Genomic DNA, 22,492 nt, shown 5'->3' on the forward strand with positions numbered 1-22,492 from the left:
CTGCAGCCAGCCAGACCCCGCTGTACTGCGCTCCTGCGCGGCGCTGAAATGGTCAGCGCCCCCAGCGGCACCCATGTCGCTCGTCAAGCTGATGACGACACCATGTCATAAAACCAAAGATGCCCGCCAGGACCAAGCCGAACACCGGCAGCAACGCCACTCTTCCGGCCACCCACATCATGGTGTCGGGCCGCTGGTAGAGCCCGAAGACCAGCACAGTCAGCACCAGCGCCGTCATGTGCCACACGAAGACCCGCATCGCCGACAGATTCGCCGTCGCCACCACCGCCCAGAGCCGGGGCCGCCGCATCAGGGCGGCCAGCGGCTCGCGCAGCAGCAGGGCCAGCCCCACCTGCGCGATGCCGAAGCTCACCGCCGCCAGAGAGGGCGGGCTCAGGTTGGAGACCCGCTCACCGGTGACGCCGACCATGCTCGCCGGGTAGCCGAACCAGCCGACCAGCGCCACCGCCCCGGCCGCGCCGCCGGCCGGCAGCCAGGCGGCCGTCCCGCGCGCCCGCAGCCCGCCGTTCGCGCTCAGGATCCCCAGCAGGTACGGCACCAGCCACCCGGCGAGCAGGTTCAGCCAACCGACCTGCTCGGGAGCGCCGAGGACGAAGCGCGCCACGTCGACGACCGCCACCGTGGCCACCATCGCGGCGACGGCGACGCCGGGCCGTACCCGCAGGAGGAGAGGGGTGCACGCGGTCAGCAGCGCGAACACGGCCAGGAACCAGAGCGGGGCCACCGCGGGCAGGACCACGGCCCGCAGCTCGCGGTAGGGCAGGCCGCCCAGCGTCGACAGCAGCGTCGCGAGGACCGCCCAGAGGACGATCATCGGCACGGCGGGCAGCAGCAGGCGGCGCATCCGCGCCGACACCCACTTCCCGTACGGCCGGCGGGCGCTCCCGGCGGCGACGTGGCCGCCCACGAAGAAGAACAGGGCCAGCGCCTGGAAGATCCAGGACAGGGCGCCGAGACCGGGTAGGTGGACCAGGGGGCTGGTGATGACCAGGTGGGGGTTCAGCTCCCAGGCCGCGCCCAGCCAGTGGCCCAGGACGACGCCGAGGATCGCGAACGCCCGCAACGCGTCCAGCGCCCGGTCACGGCCGGGCGGGGTGGCCTGCTCGATCCTCTCCACGTGCCGGGCCCAGCGGCCGGCGCGCGCGAGCGGATCAGCCATGCGACACCTCCGCCGCCCTGCCGAGGGTGATGAGGGCCAGGTTGCGCAGGGAGGCGGTGCCGGGGGTGAAGTAGTCGCTGTGCCCGCCGGGGCCGGTGGCGAAGAGGCGGGCGCCGAAGGCCGGGTCCATCGGGTCGCCGCCGAAGCCGAAGGGGCCGAGCTTCAGATCGGGCACGTACGACACCCAGTCGCGGTCCCCCCGCCCCGCCCACACCCGGGGCGCCTCACCGCCGGAGGAGCAGGAGCCGCCGGAGGCGTCGGCGGGTCCGGAGGTCAGGGCGGCGGCGGTGGGCCGGGTGGTGCCGGGGCTGCCGAAGAGCGCCACGTCGGCGAGGGGCAGGCCGGGGGCGGCCTTCGCGCAGACCACCGAGCCGTAGCTGTGGCACAGCAGGCTGATCGGGGCACTCGTGCGGGCGCGCAGGCCGGTGACCTCCTGCCGCAGGGCCCGCGCGCCGTCGTCGGCCGCGCCCTCGGTCAGGACGTCGGTGCTCCACGTGGCCGGGCTGTCGTAGCCCAGCCACGCCACCACCGCCACGCGGGCGCCGGGGTCCAGGCGGCGGGCCTCGGCGAGCAGGGCCCGCGCGGCGCCGCCCGGACGGCGGGTGCTGTTCTCGAACGTGGCGGCCGTGGTGTCCGAGCCGGGCACGATGATCGCCACCCGCTCGGCAGTGGCGAGATCGCCGTACACCTTGACGAGCCGTTCGCCCGCCGGGGGCTGCGCCGCTCCCGTCGCCCCCAGGACCACCACGCCCGCCGCGATGAGTTGCCTGATCATCGGACCCTCCTGTCCCTCTGTAGATGAGGGACCTGAAGCTACGAATCAGGCCTGGTCGTCCGCGTCGCCGTATGGAGTGGTCTTCGCGCGTCACTCTCAGGGGGTACGGCGGTCAGGCAGGGGGGCGGTGACCGCGAAGCCGCCCTCGGGTGTGGGACCGGCCGCGCGGGGGTGCCAGCGGGATTCACTCACCCGGCCGCACCAGTCCGGTCTCGTAGGCGTAGACGATCGCCTGGGCGCGGTCGCGCAGGTCGAGTTTGCCCAGCACCCGGCCCACGTGCGTCTTGACGGTCTGCTCCGAGACGATGAGGCGGGTGGCGATCTCCTGGTTGGACAGGCCCTGCGCGATCAGCGTCAGCACCTCGGTCTCCCGCTCGGTCAGCTCGGCCAGCCGCCGCACCGTCGGCGCACGGGGGCCGCCCAGCCGGGCGAACTCGGTGATCAGCCGCTTGGTGATCGCCGGGGCGATCAACGCCTCACCCGCCGCGACCACCCGGACGGCTTCGGCGAGCTGCAGGGCGGAGGCGTCCTTGAGCAGGAACCCGCTCGCCCCGGCCCGCAACGCCTCGTAGACGTAGTCGTCCAGATCGAAAGTGGTCAAGATCAAGATTTTTGGTAAAAAATCGCCAGAAGTCAGGATCTGGCGGGTCGCTTGCAGGCCGTCCATCTCCGGCATCCGCACGTCCATGAGGATCACGTCCGGCTTCAGCAGCGCCGCCCGCTCGACGGCCTCCCGTCCGTTCGCCGCCTCCCCGATCACCTCGATGTCCGGCTGGCTGCTCAGGAACACCGTGAACCCGGTCCGCACCATCCCCTGATCGTCCGCGATGAGCACCCGGATCACGATCGCACCTATCCCTCGTCCGGCACGGGCAGGACCGCCCGCACCTCGAACCCGCCGCCCGCCGGCGGTCTCGCCTCCAGCGTGCCGCCCAACAGGGTGGCGCGTTCGCGCATGCCGAGCAGGCCGTGCCCGGCCCCCGTGGGTCCCGGGGACGCGCCGCCCGGCCCGTTCACGACGCGCAGCCGTACCTCCTGGGCGGTCCGCGTGATCTCCACCGCCACGGCCGAGCCCGGCGCGTGCCGCATCGCGTTGCTCAGCGACTCCTGGGTGATCCGGTAGACCGCCAGCTCCACCGCCGAGGGCAGTCCCTCCAGCGGGCCCGAGCGCTTGACCGTGACCGCGATCCCGGCCGCGCGGGTGGTCGCGACCAGCTCCTCCACCCGGTCCAGGCCGGGTTGCGGCGCGGTGTCGGTACGGCCCTCCTCATCACGCAGGACGCCCAGCACCTGCCGCAGCTCCGCCATCGCCTCCAGTGACAGCCCGCGGATCTGCGCCAGGCCCTTCTCCAGCAGCTCGGGGTCACCCCGCGCCTCCAGCGGGACGGCCTCGGCCTGGATCGCGATCACCGACATGTGGTGGGCGACCACGTCGTGCAGCTCACGGGCGATGCGCGTCCGCTCGGCGAGCACGGCCTGCGCCCCCTCGGCGAGCTCGGTGCGCCGCTCCTCCTCCACCAGCTTGGCCGTGGCGCTGCGCCGTACGCGCACGTTGTAGCCGAACAGGAGTGCGACGGTCACGACGATCATCTCGATCACCACGCCCGTGTCGGGGTTGCCCACCCACAGGGTGAGGACGGTGAGGAACCACACGACCAGGGAGACCGCGGGTTTCGCGCGGAGGCCCACGGCGTAGAGCACGAGCAGATAGGTGATCGCCGCCGGGGTGGAGTACGGCAGATCGTCGGGGTTGAGCCGCGTCGTGACGTAGATCGCGAACGGGTAGGACAGTGCGGCGGTCCGCCAGGCCGCCAGCGGCCATCGGTCGCGCAGGGCCAGCGGCACGGAGCAGGCCAGAGCGGCCACGTAGACCAACAGGACGGGCACCCCCACCAGCGAGCGGGTGGCCCAGAGCAGCTCGTTGGCGTTGAGGAACTCCGAGAGCGTCGAGCCGAAGAAGAGATAGGCCAGGACGAGGTCCCCGACCTGGACCACGTCGATCGTCCGGAAGGGCAGCGGTCCCGCCCACCGGGGCATGGGCCGGCGCAGGCGGGGGGAACGGGGAGTCGGCGGGTCCGCGTCGCCCCGGGCCAGCGTGTCCCAGAGGGCGTTCAAGACGGCCGAGATCACCGGACCAGCCTACGAGCTGCCTGACCTGCATCGCATCACCCCTGAGAGGGTCACTCCCAAGGACTACTTACGTCGAAGCACCAGCAGTTCCGCCTCCTTGGAGACATCTCCGCGTAGCAGAAGTGCGGGCAAAGACAGCAGGGGTGACGGCGTACACCGTGGACAAGATCACAAAAGGATCGCCTCAGCCCTACCCCCCCGAGACGAAGGCCTATGCGCTGCAAGTGATTCGAGTTCTTGAGCCCCACAGGTTCGGCTGATCTTCCGGGCTGTTGTGGATCTGGCTCTTCATTTGTGAACAATGCTCATGTATGGTCGCCGACACTATGAGGAACCGCTGGTTGTCGCCGATCGCTGTCGTGGTGCTGGCCGCCGTCATCGTGCTGGGGGCGGTGTTCGACCCGTCGGGGCTGGCCGCGCCGTACACCTGGACGGGCGCCGACCTGTTACCCGTCGCCGGGCTCTGGCAGGTGGCCGCGCTGGCCGTCTACGTACCGCTGCTGCTGGCGGGGGTGGGGGTGCTGGCGTGGGTGGTCGCTCGCGGGCGTGCCCCGCTGCGTACGGCACTGCTGGTGTGGGGTGCGGTGGTGTGGTCGGCGATGGCGGCGAAGCTGGTGATGTCGCTGGTGATGGCCTTCGGTGATGTGGTCTACCTGGCGTGGTCGACCGGCTTCACCGGCGTCAAGGCGGCGGTCTTCGGCCTGCCGGTCCTGGCAGCCGCCTGGCTCACCCAGCTCCTACGCCGCCGCCCCACCCCACCCCCTTCGAGCTCGGCCTCCCCAGGGTCGGGTGCTGGACCCGCTGCGGCCTCGGGGGCGTTCTTCCCGCGGGCTTCGGGGCCGGGGTGGGTGGCGGCGGGGGTGGCCATGGTCTTGGGTGCGTCGGTCGGTGGGGTGTGGTGGGGCGGCTCACCCATCGGGTACGCCATCGGCGACTCCCCGCTGGCCCCGGCGCCCGAGGCGGGACCGCTGGGCTGCCTCGCCGCCGTCACCCTGCTGGGCGTGACGACCTGGGCACTGAACCGCTGGCTCAGTGCCACCACCTCGCCGCGGGCCGTCGTGGCCGGGATCTCCGCGCTGGGAGCGGCCGCGACGCTGGGCCTGGTCGAGGTGGCCGTCGGGCTCCCCGGCGACCTGGCGGGCGGCGACACGTTCTGGGCACCGGCGATCATGCTCCGCCTCGCCCCCGCGCTCTCCCTCGGCGCCCTCCTCGCCCTCGCAACGGCAGCCCTCGTCGCCCTCCTCCCGGCCCTCCTCCCGGCGCAAAGAACCGCCCTTCTCCCGGCGCGTAAGGGCGTCGCCTTTTCTGCGCCGATACGGATGGCGGTTGTCGTGGCCGCGGCGGCGCTCGCCGTACCGCTCCTGCAGCCCGGCACCACCGCTGCGCAGCCACCACGCACCAAGGGCCTGGCGCTCTCAGCCGACCGCAGGATCATCGACGCCGACGGCAACGAGGTGCTGCTGCGCGGCGTGAACGTCAACCAGCTCGAAGACTACTTCCAGAAATTTCCGGACAAGGCGGTGACGCGACCGCTCACCGAGGCCGATTTCGCCGGTATGGAGCAGATGGGCTTCAACGTCATCCGCCTCGCCCTGTCCTGGTCAGCCCTGGAACCCCAGCCCGGCCACTACGACCCGGCCTACCTCGCCAGGATCTCCTGGGCCGTCGAGACCGCGGCCAAGCACGGCCTGCGCACGGTCATCGACATGCACCAGGACGCCTGGGGCAAGGGCGTCGCCGCCGCCCCCGGCACCACCTGCAAGAACGGTTCCCCGATGCACGGCTGGGACGGCGCCCCCACCTGGGCCGACCGCTTCGACGGCACCCCCAAGTGCGAGTTCACCGGACGCGATATCTCGCCGGCCGTCGCCCGCGCCTTCACCAACTTCTACCAGGACAGGGATGGCATCCAGACCCGCCTGGTCGCCGCCTGGGGCATGCTGGCGGAGCGGTTCGCGAACGAGCCGATGGTCGCCGGATACGACCTGCTGAACGAGCCAGGCTTCGGGGAGGCCCCGCCGATCACCTCCGGCGTCCTGCTCGGCCGCTACTACGACCGAGCGATCAAGGCCATCAGGGCGGGCGAGAAGCGCGGCTTCCCACACCTGGTCTTCTTCGAGCCGTCCGTGCTCTGGTCGGGTCTCGGCTTCGAGGTCTCGGTGCCCAAGGACTTCACCGACGACCGGCTGCTCGTCTTCGCTCCCCACCTCTACAACGAGTCGATCACCATCGACCAGGGCACCGGCCTCACCATCACGAGCATCGAGCGCGGCTTCGACCTGGCGAGCCGGGCGGCGGAGTACTACGGCGCCGGGCTCTGGTCGGGAGAGTGGGGTTGGTTCGGCGACCCCACCTCGGCCCCGATCGCGAAATACACCGACCAAGAGGATCGGCACCGCATCGGCGGCGCATTCTGGGTCTGGAAGCAGTCCTGCGGCGATGCCCACGCCGGAGCCGAGTCCAAGACCGGCGGCAACCTCATGATCGAGGACTGTGCCACCGGGAAGGACCTCCCCCCGCCCCCCGAATACCTTGCCGAGCTCTCGCGCCCCTACCCCCGCTCCGCCCCCGGCCGCCTGACCGGCCTCACCTCGGACCAGGCGAGCCTCACGGCCCAGGGCGAAGGCAGCGGGTGCGGCCTCGACGTCTGGTTCCCCGGCAGCGCCCGGCCGGTCGTCCGTAGCACCGGACTCACGGGCGTCACCGCCCGGCAGGCACCGGGCGGCTGGCGCATCACCGGCTGCACCCGAGGCGCCTACACCCTGACCGCACGCCGCTAGGACAGTGGCGGCCACGAGGCGTGAATGTGGCAACCTGCCCATCATCGTCGTTAAGCAGGCGCCGTTCCATCTCGCCGAACGCATCCATGGTTCGGAGCCCCCTCAGATGGGACGACTTCAGACTATGAGCGTAGGCGCCGGCTGATCGGCCGTCAGGTGGAATTACCGCGTATGGCGGGTCCGAGCCACGGCAGGGGGCACGTCGGGCTCCTGAAAACCCGGATATGGGCTCTGCATGACCCGGCGGAGATGACGGTCGTTGCCGAATACCGGCGCCCCACCGACCACCAGACCCCACCCCCCTGTCTCCCCGCCGGGTCGGCGAGACCGGGGGTACGGCGGAGCCCGGCGGTCCAGGTCGGCGAGCACCCCGGGAAGGCATTCAGTCGGAAGCTCTGGTCCGTCGTGACCATTCACAGCCCGCTCCAACCCTCACTTGTTCAATTCCCAACATATTGCTAACGTCCATGTTCATAACGATACAAATCGCACAGCTCGACGAGGCGCGACTCGCGGGCCTGTCGACGCCTTGATGCCAGAGCGGAGAACGACGTGAGGTCAGGATTCACGGCAGCCCCCCCACCGCCTCCGGTCGAGGCGCCGGCCGGACGGTCGCTCTACATCTGGCCGCGCGACGTTCGCCGGCAACTCATCCTCGACCGCTGGCAGGTGACCCACGCCGACCCCGGCGCCGAGCCGGCCGACCTCGACGCCGGCGAATGGCACGACGTCAAACCGGGCGCCATGATCCAGTGGCAGTGGTTCGCAGCCGGGCAAGGCCCTCATCCCTACCTCGGCCGCAACAGCTCGGACTATCGCTGGATGGAAGAACGCACCTGGTGGTTCCGGACGGCAGTCGACCTCCCCGAGGCGTGGTCGGACGAGATCGACCGGCTCGACCTGGTCTTCGACGGCCTCGATCACGATGCGACCATCTGGATCGATCGGGTCCGCACAGCTGACCATTTCGGCGCCTTCGGCGGCCCGGCGCTCGACGTCAGCAGCCTGCTCACCGGCAGCGCCGGGCGGCACGAGGTTCTCGTCGCCATCTCCCCCGCCGGCACCGGGCGAGGCAAGGCGGCCGGCGAAACCGGCCGACTGGTCAAAGCCGAGACGTACAGCCGCTGGATCAACAACCCCGACCTGATGACCGCTGGCATCTGGCGGCCGGTCCGGCTCATTGCGACCGGGGGCTACCGGCTCGAACGGCCGCAGGTCGACACCCGGCTCGCTGCGGACGGTTCCGCTCGGATCGACGTCGAGGTGGAGGTGCTGCGGGCCGATGTCACACCCGATCTCGCCTTCGTCACGCGGTACGGACAGGCCCCGCCGCTGGACGATCCGCGCTTCGCCCAGCGGGCTGCCCCGGCCAGCCGGCTGCGCCTCACCCTGCACGACGCCGCCGGTACGATCGTCGCCCAGGACGCGGTCGAGTTCGAGCCCGTTCGGGGCCGGCAATGGTTGCGCAGCACCCTCGAGCTGGCCGAGCCCGAGCTCTGGTGGCCGAACGGCCTCGGCGACCCGCACCTCTACCGGCTCACGATCGCCCTGGAACAAGGCGAGGCGGTCTGCGACGAGTTGATCACCTCGGTCGGCATCCGGACCTTCGAGCTGACCCGCTCCGACGCGCCGCGCACCGCAGAGCACTGGCTCGGCTGGCAGCCCAAGATCAACGGTCACGACGTCTTCCTGCGCGGGATGAACTGGATGCCGCTCGACCTGCTGCGGCTGAGCAGCACCAAGTACGAGCACTTTCTGCGACTGGCCCGCGAATCCGGTGTCCAACTGCTGCGCGTCTGGGGCGGCGGCCTGATCGAGACCGATGAATTCTTCTCGCTCTGCGACGAGCTCGGATTGCTGGTCTGGCAGGACTTCCCGCTGAACACCGACTACCGCTGCGGCGGGCTCCCGCTCGACGTCTGGGAGCAGCAGGTGGTCTGGAGCATCGCCCGCCTGCGCAATCATCCGAGCCTGGTCATCTGGTGTGGCGGCAACGAGTTCGATCCCTACCTCGACGTGAACGCGGCCGCGGTCGGGATCATGGAGCGTTCCGTCACCGACCTCGACGGCAGCCGGCCGTTCGTCCGCGCCTGCTCCGATGCCGGCGATGTCCATCCCTACCTCGATTTCGACACCAGCTGGTATCTCCCGCTCTATCGGCAGGCACCCGCGATCACCGAATGGGGCGGGCACAGCCTGCCGGCGTACGACAGCCTTCGCGAGTTCATGCCCGAGGCCGAACTCGCCCAGCCATTGGCGATCTTGGACGCCCCGGACCCGGCCCGATTCGAGGACAGTCACCCGACGCTGCGGCAGCACTGGGCCGAGTTCAACCCGACCCGGATCCCGCGGATGCTCGACCGGGCCCGGATCTTCGACGACCTGGATACGGCCGAGAACGAGCGTTTCGTCGAGGCCGTCCAGCTGGGCGCGGCCGAGATCTACGAGACGGTCGGCACCGACTTCCGGGCCGGCGACGTCGCCGCGACGATGGTGATGCCGTGGGTGTTCAGCCGGCCCTGGCCGTCGGTCGGCATGCAGGTCATCGATCACTCCGGCCGGCCGACGCCTGCCTATGCCGCGATCCGTCGCAGCTACGCCCCCATCGCCCTGGCGATCCGCTGCCCGCACGAGGCGCTCGCCCCCGGCGAACGGGTGCCGGTGCAGGTCGCGGTCAACCGCGATGCCGACGAGGCGGTGCTGGCGGCCGGCCAGGTCCGGGTCCGGATCTACGACGACTCCCTCACCCTGCAGCGATCCGACGAGGACACGATCGGCCGGCACGACTTCGTGGCCCTCGATGTCGCCGTGCCCGACCGGCCCGGCTACCTGATCATCGTCGCCGACTTGATCGACGGCGATGGGGTACGCCGGGCGCGGGCGGTCCGGTTCCTGCGGGTGATCGAGCAGCTCGCCGATCCCTCGATCCGCGCCGGTTACCGGCGGGCCCCGCAGCCGACCGCCTTGCACCACCGGCACGGCCTGCGGCCGCTGATCGCCCGTACCGCGACGACCCTGGACCTCAAGATCACCCAACCGCTCGCCGCCGATGCCGCCGGGCCGACCTATGCCGGTGCCGCCACGGTGATCAACTCCGGTCAGCTGCCGGCCCCGTACGTCCGCTGGTGCTGGCCGGATCCCGACTGGATCATGGACGCCGAGGACGACTACTTCTGGCTGGAGCCCGGTGAGAGTCGCCGACTGACGGTGACACTGACCCCGGCCCATCGGACCTCCTCCTTCGCCCCCCCACCCGCCGACAGCGACCCGCCCGATCTCGACCGACTCCGGGTCGCGGCCTGGAACTCCGACGGTACGCGGTGATCCCCGGTCTGCTCGCCGGCAAGACCGTGCTGCTGACCGGAGCGGGCCGCGGCATCGGTCTCGCGCTCGGCCGCGGCTGCTTGGCCGCCGGCGCCACCGTCCTCGCCCTCGATCGCGCCCCGGTGCCCGAGGCCGGCTTCGCCCACACCCTGCGGATCGACCTGGCCGAGGCCGAAGCCGCCGCCCAGGCCCGGGACTGGCTGGTCGGGCTCGGCGTCTCGCCCGACATCGTGATCAACAATGCCGCCGTCAGCGATCAGCGCCGACTCGCCGAGGTGACCGCCGAGCAGTGGCAGTTGATCATGAACGTGAACCTGCGCGCTCCGCAGCTGCTCTCCCGCGAGCTGGTCCCACTGATGACGGGCGGATCGATCATCAACATCACCTCGATCCGTGCCCTCCGCGGCTTCGCGTGCGATTCGGTCTACCAGGCCAGCAAGGGCGGGCTGGAAACACTGACCAAGGCGCTCGCGGTGGAGCTGGCGCCCCGGGGCATCCGGGTCAACGCGATCGCGCCCGGTGCCATCGCCACCGAGCTGAACCGCGCCGTGCTCGCCGACCCGGCGTACCGCGATCAGGCGCTCGGACTGATCCCCCTCGGCCGGTTCGGCAGCGTCGACGACGTGGTCGGGGCGGCACTCTATCTCGGCAGTGATGTTGCCGGCTTCGTCACCGGTTCGACCCTCGTCGTCGACGGCGGGCAATCGATCCGGGGCTGACCTCACATACCCACGACGGAACGGAAGGCTCTTGAACGACCCCTACAGCTACGGCGTCGATGTGCAGACCCTGGTCGACCGCTACCGAGCCCTCTACTCCGGTGCGATCTACGACGTACTCGACGGACTCGGCCTGCCCCATCAAGCCCTGGCCACCGACATCAAGCCGATCCGCCAGGACATGATCATCGCCGGGCCGGCCTTCACTGTGAAGGGCATTTCGGATGCCGCCGGGAACGTGGACATGCGTGACCGGCGGATCCACCTGTTCAACGACATGCGGGCGACCGGCGTACCGCTGCTGGATGTCCGCGATTGCAGCTTCGACACCCAGGTCGCCCACTACGGGGAGATGAATGCGACCGTCGGTGCGGCCAGCGGCGTGATCGGCGCCATCGTCGACGGCGGCTGCCGCGACACCGCCTTCCTGCTGAGGCGCGACTTCCCGGTGATGGCCCGCTACCTGACGCCGGTCGAGGCCTACCAACGGTGGAGCTACTACGAATGGCAGCGGCCGATCGCGCTCCGCGGCGCCCTCTCCAGCGTGGTCCCGGTCCAACCCGGCGACTTCCTGATGGGCGATCTCGACGGCGCCGTGGTGATCCCCAAGAGTCTGGTGATCGAGGTGCTGGAGAAGACCGAGAAACTGGTGGCGACCGAGAACGAGGCCCGCCAGGACTTCGAGAGCGGGCAGGACCCGGTCGAGGTCTACCGCAAGTACGGGCGCCTTTGATGATCAAGATCGCCGAGTATGTCCGGCTTGACCAGCCCCGGCTGATGCGGCTGCTGCGGCAGTGCGGAGTCGATCATGCGGTGCTCCGGCTGCCGGAGCTGGCCGACGGCACGATGCCCGACCATCCGGAGGCGGTCCGGGCCGCTGTCGCCGAGGTACGGGCGGCCGGCTTCTCCGTCGAGGTGATCGAGCCGCTACCGCCGTTCGAACGGATCAAGCAGGGCCTGCCCGGCCGGGACGAGGAGATCGACCGGATCCACCGGTTGATCAAGGTCATGGCCGAGCTGGGGATTCCGGTGCTCTGCCACAACTTCATGGCCAAGCACGGCTGGGGCCGGACCCGATGGGCCGAACCCGGCCGGGGCGGCGCCCTGGTGACCGCGTTCGACATCGATGATCTCGGCGAGCACGCCGAGACCATCAGCGCCGACCAGCTGTGGGCCAACTACGCCTACTTCGTCGCGGCGGTGGTCCCGGTGGCCGAAGAGTACGGGGTGCAGCTCGCCTTGCACCCCGACGATCCGCCGATCCCGTCCTATCGCGGCGTCGCCCGGATCATGATCACGCCCGACGCCCTCGAACGGGCGATGGCGCTGAGTGACAGCCCAGCCCAGGGGCTCGCGTTCTGCCAGGGAACCTTCGCCACCATGGGTGCGGACATCCCGAGCACGATCCGCCGGTTCGCCGACCGGATCCGGTTCGTCCACTTCCGCGATGTGATCGGCACCCCGACCCGGTTCACCGAGACCTTCCACGACGAGGGTCAGACCGACATGGCGGCCGCGATGGCAGCCTATGCCGAGATCGGCTTCGCCGGGCCGATGCGTTCTGATCATGTACCGACCCTGGACGGGGAGGACAACACCTTCCCCGGCTACGAGGTGCTCGGCCGGCTGAATGCCGTCGGCTACATGCGCGGACTGTGGGAGTCCGCGGTGCACGCGAAAGGAAGTTGATCATGACCACGGCCACGGAACCGCTGGTCTGCCGACCACACCCGAACGCCGACTACACCTTGGCGGCCGAGGCCGGGCAGGTGGTCGCGGTGCATACGATCGATCGGACCTGGTCCGGCCATGCGGTCGGTCAGGCGCTGCTCACGCACGGTGATGACCAATATGTGGCCTACTACGACGCCGACCGCTGGCTGACGATCGCCCACCGCCGGCTGGGATCGCCCAAGTGGCAGCGGTTCCGGCTGGACAGCCGGCTCGGCTGGGACAGCCACAACTACGTGGTGATGGCGGTCGACGGTAGCGGCCGGTTGCATGTCTCCGGCAACATGCACGTCGATCCGCTGGTGTACTTCCGGCAAGCCGTGGCCGGCGACGCCTCGACGCTCGAGCGGTTGCCGTACCTGATCGATCCGGACATGGAGCGCCGGGTGACCTACCCCGCCTTCCTGACCGGCCATGACGGCGCGTTGGTGTTCACCTTCCGCGACGGCTCCAGCGGCGACGGGGTCAACTACTTCTGCCGCTACGACCACGAAGCGCGGACTTGGCGGCCGCTGCTCAGCGCTCCCCTGTTCGACGGCGAAGGGCAGCGCAACGCCTATGCCGAGGAGCCGAAGCTCGGGCCCGACGGCTGGTACCACGTCTCCTGGGTCTGGCGGGACACCCCGGATGCCTCGACCAACAGCCGGCTCAGCTACATGCGCAGCCCGAACCTGCTCGACTGGCAGACCCTGGACGGGCGACAGGTCGTGCTGCCGGTCACCTACGACCTGCCCGGGGTGGTGATCGAGGACGTCCCGATCCGCGGCGGCCTGCTGAACGGGTTGCACAAGATCGGCTTCGACGCCACCGGGCTGCCCACCGTCGCCTATCACCGCTATGACGAGGCCGGCGGCAGCCAGCTGTACGTGGCCCGCGGCGAAGCGAGCGGCTGGCGGATCCGACGGGTGACCGATTGGCAGGGCCGTTGGCAGTTCGGCGGCGGCGGGTCCCTGGCCGGGGGCATCCGGCTCGGCCATACGGTCCTGCTGCCCGACGGTCGGCTGCGGCTCGACTATGAGTACCGGGACACCAGCGGCGAATGCCGGGGCGCCGGCGGCGCCTTGATCCTCGACGCCGAGACCCTGGCCCCGCACGCCGAGGTGCCGGTGCCGCCGGCCTACCCGGCCGGCATCGCCGGACCGGCCCGGCTCGACTACCCCGACATCACGGTCCGGACCGCCACCGACCGCGGCGCGGCCGGCGACGACCGCTACGTGCTGCGCTGGGAGACCCTCGCGCCTCATCGCGACCAGCCGCGCGTCGCCTGGCCAGAACCGCAGCCGCTGGAGCTCTATCACTTCTCCCGTTGACCGCCCGCACACCTTGACGCACGTTCGCTACGGCGCTTGATGTTCAAAAAGGAACAATCACGTTCAACAAGGGAGAATGGTCGATGGAATCTGATCTGCCCACCTCATTCGGCCGCCGCAGCTTCCTTCAGCTCGTGGCAGCCCTGTCCGCCGGCGCCGGGCTGGTGGCCAGTACCGAGCTGCTGTCCGGAGCGCCGGCGTACGCGGCGCCGCAACCAGCCGCACCGACCACGCCCGCCTTACTGCTCGATGAGACCTTCGCCTTCCTGGTCGACTTCGATCCGCGCCAGCTGACCGCCTCGGGCTGGGAGCTGCGCGGCCTCGGCGGCGGTATCAGCTACTCGTTCGGCAACTGGTTCCGGCTGACCGATGCCGCCGGCGCCCCCACCGTCGGGATGAGCAAGCGATTTCGCCGGGTGACCACCGGCTCGCTCACCTGGGAGTTCCGGTTCCAGCCGATCGCGGGCGTCGAGGGCGCGACCTTCTCGCTGCTCGATGATCAAGCAACCGTCGGCATCGGGCTGACGATCAGCGGGGGGCAACTCCGCTACCTGGCCCCGACCGGTGCGGTCGCCCTGACCTCGGTCGCCGACGGTACCGCGTACGGCGTCCGGGTGATCGCCGATCTGGCGACGGACACGGTGGCCATCGACGTCAACGGCCGGCGGCTGCTCGCCGGCGCCGCCTTCACCCAGGCCGTCACCGGTTTGGACACGATCGCCGTCGACACCGCCGCCACCTCCGATCTCTATCTCGGCCCGCTCCGGATCGCCGTCGGCTACCGGCTGCTGGAGGACTTCGTCTCGGTGAACCCCGGCAACACGCTTGGCGGCTGGGCGCTGGGCGGCACCGGTTCGCTGTCGGTGATCAAACTCAACGCGTCGCGGCATGCCGACAACCACACCCTGCGGCTGATCGCGACGACCGGACCGGCCACCGCGACGACCACACTGGTCGCCTCGACGGCCGCGAGCCGGTTCGACCTGTCCTTCTTCCTGCCGGTCAACTCCAACGGGCTGGTGATCGAACTCTGGCTCGGCAACGGCCGTCACCTGCGGCTCTCGGTGGCCAACGCGAAGCTGCACTACCGCGATGCCACCGGCGCCGACGTGGCCTTCTCCTCGCTCAACTTCGCGGCCGAGATCTGGCATCACGTGGCGGTCGTGCTGGACGGCACGACCGCCGACATCTTTCACAACAGCAAGCAGAAGGCGACCCAGGTCACCCTCGCGGCGGCTGCCCCGTCGGCGCCGGCGAAGCTCACCTTGACGGTGGCGGCCGGCGCGACCGCGTACTTCGACGACGTCAAGATCACCGACACCATCCCCTTTCCGAGCGACTACGTACCGGCACCGGCACCGGTCGGCACCGGCAGCTATCTGGTCGGCGTCCAGTCCTGCTCACTCTGGCGGGAGGGCTACCACCGCGGCTGGGACGTGATCAATCCTCACCCGGAGCGCAAGCCTTACCTGGGCTTCTACGACGAGGGTTCGCCCGAGGTCGCCGACTGGGAGACCAAGTGGCTGGCCGAGAACGGGATCTCCTTCCAGATCTACTGCTGGTATCGCCCGCAAGCCGGCAAGGGCACGGCGATCAAGATGCCGCGGCTCGGCATGCACCTGCATGAGGGCTTCCTCGAGTCCCGCTACAGCAGCGCCGTCGACTTCATGATCATGTGGGAGAACGCCGGCGAGCCGACCGACAGCGCCGACTTCCGCAAGTACATCGTGCCGTTCTGGCTGGAGTACTACTTCAAGGACCCGCGCTATCTCAAGATAGACAACAAGCCGGTGATCTCCATCTACAAGATCGCCGCCCTGATCACCAGCTTCGGCTCGACCGCCGGCGTCAAGGCCGAAATCGACTACCTGCGGTCGCGGGCGGTCGCGGCCGGCTTCGCCGGATTGATCGTGCTGGGTACCGGAACGACCGCGACCGCCGCGCTCGGTTTCGACGCCGAGTACGCCTACAGCCGCAAGGGCTACTTCGGGCCGCAGACCGCGGCCATGCTGGAGCGCCGCGCAGTCAGCACCGTGGACGTGCTGCCGACCGTCTCGATCGGCCGCGACGACCTGGCCTGGAACGGCGTGCCCGGCGACTATGCCGGCCCGGCCACCTTCGGCGATCTTGCCGTGTGGGCCCGGGACACGTTCATGCCGGCCGCACCGGTCGGCGCCTTGTCTCGCCGGATGGTGATCTTGGACAACTGGAACGAGTACGGCGAGGGGCACTTCCTGTTCCCCGCCGAGCTTGCCGGGTTCGCCTATCTGGAAGCGATCCGCACCGCCTTCGGCACGTCGGCCGGGGTGGCGCACACGACGCCGACGCCAGCCCAGATCAGCCGGGTGACCAGGCTGTATCCGGCCGATCGGCGGTTTCCACCGATCAATGCGACGGTACCGGCGAAGTCGAGCGTCTTTGATCACGAGTGGACGTTCGACACCGACGGTGATCTTGAAGGCTGGTCCGATCTGCACGGCACCATCACCGGGATGCGGGTCGAAGCCGGCGCCCTGCGCGGCACCGCCACCACCACCGACCCGGTGGTGCAGACGCCAAGCGGCCTCGACTTCGAGGCCGCCGACCATCCCTACATCCGGGTCAAGCTCAGCACCAGCGTGCCGAGCCAGCAGGAGTTCTTCTTCGTCACCCCGACCGAGGCGACGTACGCCACCGACAAGGGCATGGACTTCTGCGCGAACCCGGTGCCGGGCACCACCGACGAGTACGACATCGCGGTCTGGCGGATGCCGAAGTGGCGCGGAACCATCCGCCAGTTCCGGATCGACCCGCTGACGCTGACCGGCGACTTCGCGATCGAATCGGTCCGGGTGATGTACGTGCCGCTGCCCGGTCCGCGGGCCCGCCTGAACGGTGCGCTCTATCCGGACCTACCTGTCCATACCGTCGGCGCCGTCGCCTTCGTGCCTGCGGACTTCGTCTTCCGGCGGCACGGCCTCAAGGCCGAGTTCCGATCGGCGAATGGCCGCTGCCTGGTCCGGCAGGGCAGCTCGTTGATCGAGGCGATCATCGGCAGCACCACGGCCACCCGAGACGGCGTCGCCTTCACCCTGGACGCGGCCCCGAAGCTCGGCGGCTACGGCGAAGTGCTGCTGCCGCTCAGCTTCTTCTCCGGCGGCCTCGGCGCCACGACCAGCTGGAACGGCACCGACCTCGTCCTGGACCTGCCATGAGGCCGACGGGTTGGGTCATGAGCCGCCGGACCGTACTGGCCGGGGCGCTCGGCCTCGCGGCGACCGGGGCGCTGGACTGGAAGGCCCGCTCGGCCTGGGCCGCGGTCGAACCGACGGTGATCACCGTCAGCCCGGACGGCACCGCCGACTTCCTCTCTCCGCGGCTGGCCAACGCCTCGATCACGTCCTCCTCCGCGACCAACCCGTACCTGATCATGGTCCAGCCCGGCGTCTACACCGAGCGGGAGTGGACGGTGGCCCCGTACACCACGATCCGCGGCACCTCCAGGACCGATTGCATCCTCGCCGGCGCCCTGCCCGACTCGGCCACCGATGCCCAGATCTCCGGGAATTCCACACTGTGGTTGAAAGAGACGGCCGGCCTGGAGAACCTGACCGTCACCGCCGTCAACATGCGGTACGCGGTGCACTCGGAGAGTTCCGGCGGCAACGCCGACGCCGTACACCTGATCAAGAACTGCCGGATCGAGCACCTCGGCAACCAGGGAGCACGGGCCTGGCGGACCGCCAACCCCGGGTCGGGGATGTCACCGTCGACGGTCTGGGTGAGCGAGCGCCCGTGGGGCTACGGCTCGGCCTCAGGAGTGTATGAACGGTTCGAGGACTGCACCTTCGTCGGCACCCGCGAACCCTGGTACATCCATACCAACAAGGACTTCACGGCCCCGACCGTCAACGAGCTGGTGAACTGCGAGCTGATCCAGACCGGTCCGTTCACGGCGCCGATGCTGACCGTGCAATCGCTCGGTTCTGGCCAGGCCGACTCGGTCACCCTGACGGGTTGCACGCTGACCGGCCGATTCATCTACGACGAGGACCGGCCCTGGATCTCCGTCAAAGCCGACCGGCAGGTCGCCGACAAGTCCGAAACCTCGATCACCCTGACCGACTGCACGCCGGTCGGCTACCGGGCCGCGCATCGCGGCCTCGCACTCAAGCTGACCGCGGTCGACACCGCCCATGACATCTCGATCGACGTCGCGGGTGACGCGGCACCGTTGCTGATGGGTACGCCGACGTTCCGGCACGGCGGCGGCGGAATCGCCTCCTATACCTACGGACAATGGGATATCTCAGGCATTCTGGTCGGCTCGGCCGGCAATGTCACGGTGGACAACACCCTCGGGCGGCGGCTCGGCAACTGCGCCACCACCCCGCGGCAGTTGATCATCATGATCGGCGGCACCACCCGGGTGATCGACTTCACCGAGGACCTGACCGGCCAACCCAACGCGTACATCCTGAACTTGATCAACATCCAGGTCTCCGGCCAGTTGGTCGCGGCCGAGTACGCGGTCACCGCCGGCGAGACCTATCCGACGTTCACCGAGCGGGAGTCCGTACAGGCGAACACCGGCACCGCGGGCATCGCGCGGTGGGCGGCGGTGGTCGCCACCGGCACCGGCGTCCGGCTGATGACGGCGACCGATCCGGCGGCGGCACTGGCAGGGGTGGCGATCGAACAACTCGGGCCCGGACGGTCCGGCCGGGTCCTCGCCGCCGGCATCCTCCGCCCCAATCAGCTGCTCGGGATCGCGACGGCCACCGTGCTCAACGGCCAGCCGCTCTACCTCTCCGACACGGTCGCCGGGCGGTTCAGCATGAGCGGTACCCGGCAGGTCGGGGTGGCCATCGCAGACGGCTGGATGCAGCTGCCGTGACGCGGCGCTGGGCGTTCGGTCTCGGACTCGGCGGGAATGTTCAATATGCTATTAATCGCACGCCATGTGCACACGAGACCGTGCCAGCCAGGGAGAGTCAGATCGATGTCGGTAGCCAATCGCCACGAGCTCATCGTCGCCCGGGCCCGCGAGCGAGGATTCGCCCGGGTCACCGAGCTGGCGGCCGAGCTCGGGGTCACCGGCATGACGATCCGACGAGATCTGGACGATCTGGTCGAGCGAGGGCTGCTGCGCCGGATCCGCGGCGGCGCCGTCCCGTCCACGGTGACCGGCGGCTCGGCCGGCCCGGCCCCGGTCCCCGGACCGGCCAGCCGGCGGGTCGGGATCGTGGTGCCGGACATGTCCTTCGACGCCGCCACGGAGACGGGCCCGACGGCCGGTGGCTCCAGCCTGGTCTACTACTTCGGCCGGGTGCTGGCCGGCGCCCGGCAGGAGATCGAGAGCGCCGGCGCACGGGCCACGCTGATGTTGCTCAGCAAGCCGGGCTCGGGCGAGGAGGCCCCGGTCGACGAGGCCGCCGAGGAACGCCGGATCGTCGAAGAGCTCGCCGCCCAGGTCGACGGCATCCTGCTGACCCCCAATGCGCACATCGGCCAGGGCGCCAGAGAGTACCTGGAGTGGCTGCAGGCGCTGCCCGTCCCAGTGGTGCTGATGGAGCGCGAACTTCCGCTGAAGACGGCCTCGCCGAACGTCTCGTCGGTCCGCTCCGCCCACGGGCTCGGCGTCGGCGCGGCGATCGATGAGCTGCGCGCGCACGGTCACCAGCGGATCGCGCTGCTGGTCCACCCGCCGTCGCAGACCGCGAGCTGGATCCGGGAGGGCTGGCAGGCGGCGATCAAGGACCGGCGGCTGTCGGCGCCGATCCATTCCATCGCCGACCTGCCCGGCTGGCCTGCCCCTGCCGTCGTCTCGGCCTTCCTGGACGACCTGCTGGCCGCCGACGTCACCGGCCTGCTCTGCCACAACGACAACAACGCGTACGCCTTGCTCGTGGCCTGCAAGTCGCGGGGGATCTCGATCCCCCGGGACTTCTCGATCATCGGCTACGACGACGACTACGCCGGCATGTTCGATCCGCCGCTGACCTCGGTGGCGCCGTCGCGCCGCTACGTCGGCAGCCTGGCGGCCAAGCTGCTGCTCGAACGGATCGAGCGCGGCGACGAGGCCGCCGCCACCCACGTCCAGGTCGAGCCGGTGCTGGTGCTGCGCGACTCGGTCGGCGACGCGCCCACCCACTGAGACTGGCACCGGCTTTCCTGTCTCCCTATGCCGTCCCGGCGGCCGGGCGCGGACCTGTCCCTCGCTGCAGCGCTCCAGCACACAACCTGGCTTTGCCGCTCTTGGACGCCGCCCGATGCCGCTTGGCCGCCGTCTTGGCCACTGCCTTACGCTGGCTCATCGTCAGCCCCATGGATCACACGGTGATCATCGCTCTAGGTGAGCTAGGCATTTCTCATCAGGCACACGCACCCTTGACAAAATGCACATTCCTGAACGTACCATGTTCAATAGCAAACATTTTGGTGCGGTTAACGGCTGCTCACCTTTCGAGAGGGAGTCGACATGGACGTCCGCCGTGATCAGCACGCCGTCACCGCGACGACGACCGATCCGCTCGCCGCTCCGCCGCCCAGCTCCGCTCAGTCCGCCCCAGTCCGGCGGCGCTCGGCGAAGCGATCCCTCGGAGCCCGGCTCCGGGAGAACTGGATCCTCTCGCTGTTCGCGGCCCCGGCGTTGTTGATCATCATTTTGTTCCACTACTACCCGTTGCTCGGCAATGTGATCGCCTTCCAGGACTACCTGCCCTTCCTCGGGATCGGCGGGTCGGAGTGGGTGGGCTTCAGCAACTTCGCGATCTTGTTCAATGGCGATCCGGCCTTCATCGCCGCGGTCCGGAACACGCTGGTGATCACCTTGGTGCAGACCGTCTTCGTGTTCCCGGCACCGATCGTGCTCGCGCTGGTGCTGAACGGCCTGGTTTCGGAGCGGATCAAGCGGACCGTGCAATCGATCATGTATCTGCCGCACTTCCTCTCCTGGGTGATCGTGGTGTCGGTGTTCCAGCAACTGCTGGGCGGCAGCGGCCTGCTCAACAACTGGATCCGCCAGCACGGCGGCGATGCGCTCCAGATCATCGGCAATCCAGACGACTTCATCGCCTTGCTCACCTCGCAGGTGATGTGGAAAGACACCGGCTGGGCGACGATCTTGTTCCTGGCCGTGCTGTCCCAGATCAACACCGACCTGTACGAAGCATCCAACGTCGATGGCGCCTCCCGCTGGCGCCAGCTCTGGCACGTCACCCTGCCCAGCATGCGCGGCATCATCATCCTGCTGTTGATCTTGAAGCTCGGCGACTCGCTGACCGTCGGCTTCGAACAGATCATTCTGCAGCAGGACGCGGTCGGCATCGACGCGTCGGAGGTGATCGACACCTACGTCTACAACAACGGCATCGTCGGCGGCAATTGGGGCGTCGCCGCCGCGGTCGGGCTGGTCAAGGGTGTGATCAGCGTCGTCTTGGTGCTCGGCGCCAACAAGGTCGCCCATCTCTTCGGCGAGTCGGGGGTTTACCAGAAATGACCGCGCTCACTCGCCGGCCCGCTCCCGCCCGCCGGACCCAGCTCCGCAACGGGCAGTCGCCGGCCCATCCGGTGATGCGGGTGATCAAGGGCCTGACCCTGTTGATCGCCTGCGCCCTGGTCGTGATGCCGTTCGTCGCCATCGTCTCCACCTCGCTCGCCGACAACGACCAGATCACCCGGGCCGGCGGCCTGGTGCTGTGGCCGGAGCAGTCCACCTTCGACGCCTACACCGCGGTGTTCACCGGCGGTGTGGTCAGCCGGGCGCTCGGCATCTCCGTCTTCGTCACCACGGTCGGCACCGCCTTGTCCTTGATCACCACCGCGCCGCTGGCGTACGCACTGTCCCGGCCGACCCTGGTCGGCCGCCGGCTGGTGATGATGCTGGTGCTGTTCAGCCTGCTGTTCACACCCGGCATGCTGCCGACCTATCTCGCGGTCAAGCAGCTCGGCCTGCTGAACAGCCTGTGGGCCTTGATCATCCCGACCATGGTGAATGCCTTCAACGTGATCGTCATGCATTCGTTCTTCAAGAGCCTGCCCCAGGAGCTGTTCAACAGCGCCAAGATCGACGGCGCCTCAGAGTGGCAGATCATGATCAAGATCGTGCTGCCGTTGTCGAAGGCGATCTTCGCCGTGGTCGGTCTGTTCTACGGCGTCGGCTACTGGAACTCGTTCTTCACCTCGCTGCTCTACCTCGACGACTCGAGCCTGTGGCCGCTACAGATGGTGGTCCGCTCCTACGTCGTCGGCGGCAGCCAGCTCAGTCCGGCCGAGCTCGGCAACCCCGAGGTACTGCCGCCGCAACCGGCGCTGCAGATGGCCATCCTGGTCATTTCGATCATCCCGATCGTCTGCGTCTATCCCTTCCTGCAAAAGCACTTCGCCAAGGGTGTGCTCACCGGGGCTGTCAAAGGCTGACCCCCTCCGCTCACCCCTCGCTCCTCACCCCTCACCGAACACCAGGAGCCCTTCGTGGACGCTGCCCTCTCCCGCCGCTCATTCCTCGGCGGCACCGCTTCCGCCGCGGTCCTCGCCGTCGCCGGTACGTCGACCCTCGCCGC

At 69.4% G+C, this 22,492-nt stretch carries 15 protein-coding genes; 11 read left to right on the plus strand and 4 right to left on the minus strand.

Going from position 1 to position 22,492, the window contains the following annotated elements; translation table 11 throughout:
• Positions 1 to 52: 52 nt before the first annotated feature.
• From ABZ911_RS37350 to ABZ911_RS37365, 4 genes are all read right to left on the minus strand, one after another.
• The gene (locus tag ABZ911_RS37350; RefSeq protein WP_358067353.1) at positions 53 to 1,180 is read right to left on the minus strand and encodes an acyltransferase; all 1,128 of its coding nucleotides are present in this window, start codon (positions 1,178 to 1,180) and stop codon (positions 53 to 55) included.
• Positions 1,173 to 1,955 (minus strand): alpha/beta hydrolase, encoded by a 783-nt coding sequence (locus ABZ911_RS37355; protein ID WP_358067356.1) that lies wholly within the window; start codon positions 1,953 to 1,955, stop codon positions 1,173 to 1,175. Before ABZ911_RS37355 ends, ABZ911_RS37350 begins: the two co-directional genes overlap by 8 nt.
• Positions 1,956 to 2,139: 184 nt before the next feature.
• Positions 2,140 to 2,802, minus strand: a complete 663-nt coding sequence (locus ABZ911_RS37360) for a response regulator transcription factor (protein ID WP_358067427.1) — start codon at positions 2,800 to 2,802, stop codon at positions 2,140 to 2,142.
• 5 nt (positions 2,803 to 2,807) lie between these two features.
• A complete protein-coding gene (locus ABZ911_RS37365) occupies positions 2,808 to 4,085 on the minus strand; it encodes a sensor histidine kinase (RefSeq protein WP_358067359.1) in 1,278 nt (425 codons plus the stop codon).
• Between the two features lie 341 nt (positions 4,086 to 4,426).
• Here ABZ911_RS37365 and ABZ911_RS37370 point away from each other — a divergent pair, with 341 nt between their 5' ends.
• The 11 genes from ABZ911_RS37370 (at position 4,427) to ABZ911_RS37420 (ending at position 22,349) form a co-directional block, all read left to right on the plus strand.
• Complete coding sequence (locus ABZ911_RS37370; protein WP_358067362.1) at positions 4,427 to 6,865, plus strand: cellulase family glycosylhydrolase; 2,439 nt, start codon at positions 4,427 to 4,429, stop codon at positions 6,863 to 6,865.
• 552 nt (positions 6,866 to 7,417) lie between these two features.
• The gene (locus tag ABZ911_RS37375) at positions 7,418 to 10,189 is read left to right on the plus strand and encodes a hypothetical protein (RefSeq protein WP_358067365.1); all 2,772 of its coding nucleotides are present in this window, start codon (positions 7,418 to 7,420) and stop codon (positions 10,187 to 10,189) included.
• Positions 10,186 to 10,908: an SDR family oxidoreductase gene (locus ABZ911_RS37380; RefSeq protein ID WP_358067368.1), complete on the plus strand. Its 723-nt coding sequence runs from the start codon at positions 10,186 to 10,188 to the stop codon at positions 10,906 to 10,908. Before ABZ911_RS37375 ends, ABZ911_RS37380 begins: the two co-directional genes overlap by 4 nt.
• Positions 10,909 to 10,939: 31 nt before the next feature.
• A complete protein-coding gene (locus ABZ911_RS37385) occupies positions 10,940 to 11,641 on the plus strand; it encodes an RraA family protein (protein WP_358067371.1) in 702 nt (233 codons plus the stop codon).
• Positions 11,641 to 12,597 carry a mannonate dehydratase gene (locus ABZ911_RS37390; protein ID WP_358067374.1) on the plus strand — a complete coding sequence of 319 codons (957 nt, stop codon included), beginning with the start codon at positions 11,641 to 11,643 and terminating at the stop codon, positions 12,595 to 12,597. The genes ABZ911_RS37385 and ABZ911_RS37390 overlap by 1 nt, the downstream gene beginning before the upstream one ends.
• A 2-nt stretch (positions 12,598 to 12,599) precedes the next feature.
• Entirely contained in the window at positions 12,600 to 13,949 is a 1,350-nt protein-coding gene (locus ABZ911_RS37395) for a BNR repeat-containing protein (RefSeq protein WP_358067377.1), read from the plus strand.
• Positions 13,950 to 14,032: 83 nt separating this feature from the next.
• Positions 14,033 to 17,143 carry a glycoside hydrolase family 99-like domain-containing protein gene (locus ABZ911_RS37400; RefSeq protein ID WP_358067380.1) on the plus strand — a complete coding sequence of 1,037 codons (3,111 nt, stop codon included), beginning with the start codon at positions 14,033 to 14,035 and terminating at the stop codon, positions 17,141 to 17,143.
• Between the two features lie 17 nt (positions 17,144 to 17,160).
• The gene (locus ABZ911_RS37405) at positions 17,161 to 18,825 is read left to right on the plus strand and encodes a hypothetical protein (RefSeq protein ID WP_358067383.1); all 1,665 of its coding nucleotides are present in this window, start codon (positions 17,161 to 17,163) and stop codon (positions 18,823 to 18,825) included.
• A 105-nt stretch (positions 18,826 to 18,930) separates the two neighbouring features.
• The gene (locus ABZ911_RS37410; protein WP_358067386.1) at positions 18,931 to 20,085 is read left to right on the plus strand and encodes a substrate-binding domain-containing protein; all 1,155 of its coding nucleotides are present in this window, start codon (positions 18,931 to 18,933) and stop codon (positions 20,083 to 20,085) included.
• Positions 20,086 to 20,409: 324 nt separating this feature from the next.
• On the plus strand, positions 20,410 to 21,429 hold the full coding sequence (locus tag ABZ911_RS37415; RefSeq protein ID WP_358067389.1) for an ABC transporter permease subunit: 1,020 nt from the start codon (positions 20,410 to 20,412) through the stop codon (positions 21,427 to 21,429).
• A complete protein-coding gene (locus ABZ911_RS37420; RefSeq protein ID WP_358067392.1) occupies positions 21,426 to 22,349 on the plus strand; it encodes a carbohydrate ABC transporter permease in 924 nt (307 codons plus the stop codon). The genes ABZ911_RS37415 and ABZ911_RS37420 overlap by 4 nt, the downstream gene beginning before the upstream one ends.
• The last annotated feature ends 143 nt before the right edge of the window (positions 22,350 to 22,492 follow it).

Source organism: Nonomuraea sp. NPDC046570 (assembly GCF_040645915.1).
Taxonomy (GTDB): Bacteria; Actinomycetota; Actinomycetes; order Streptosporangiales; family Streptosporangiaceae; genus Nonomuraea.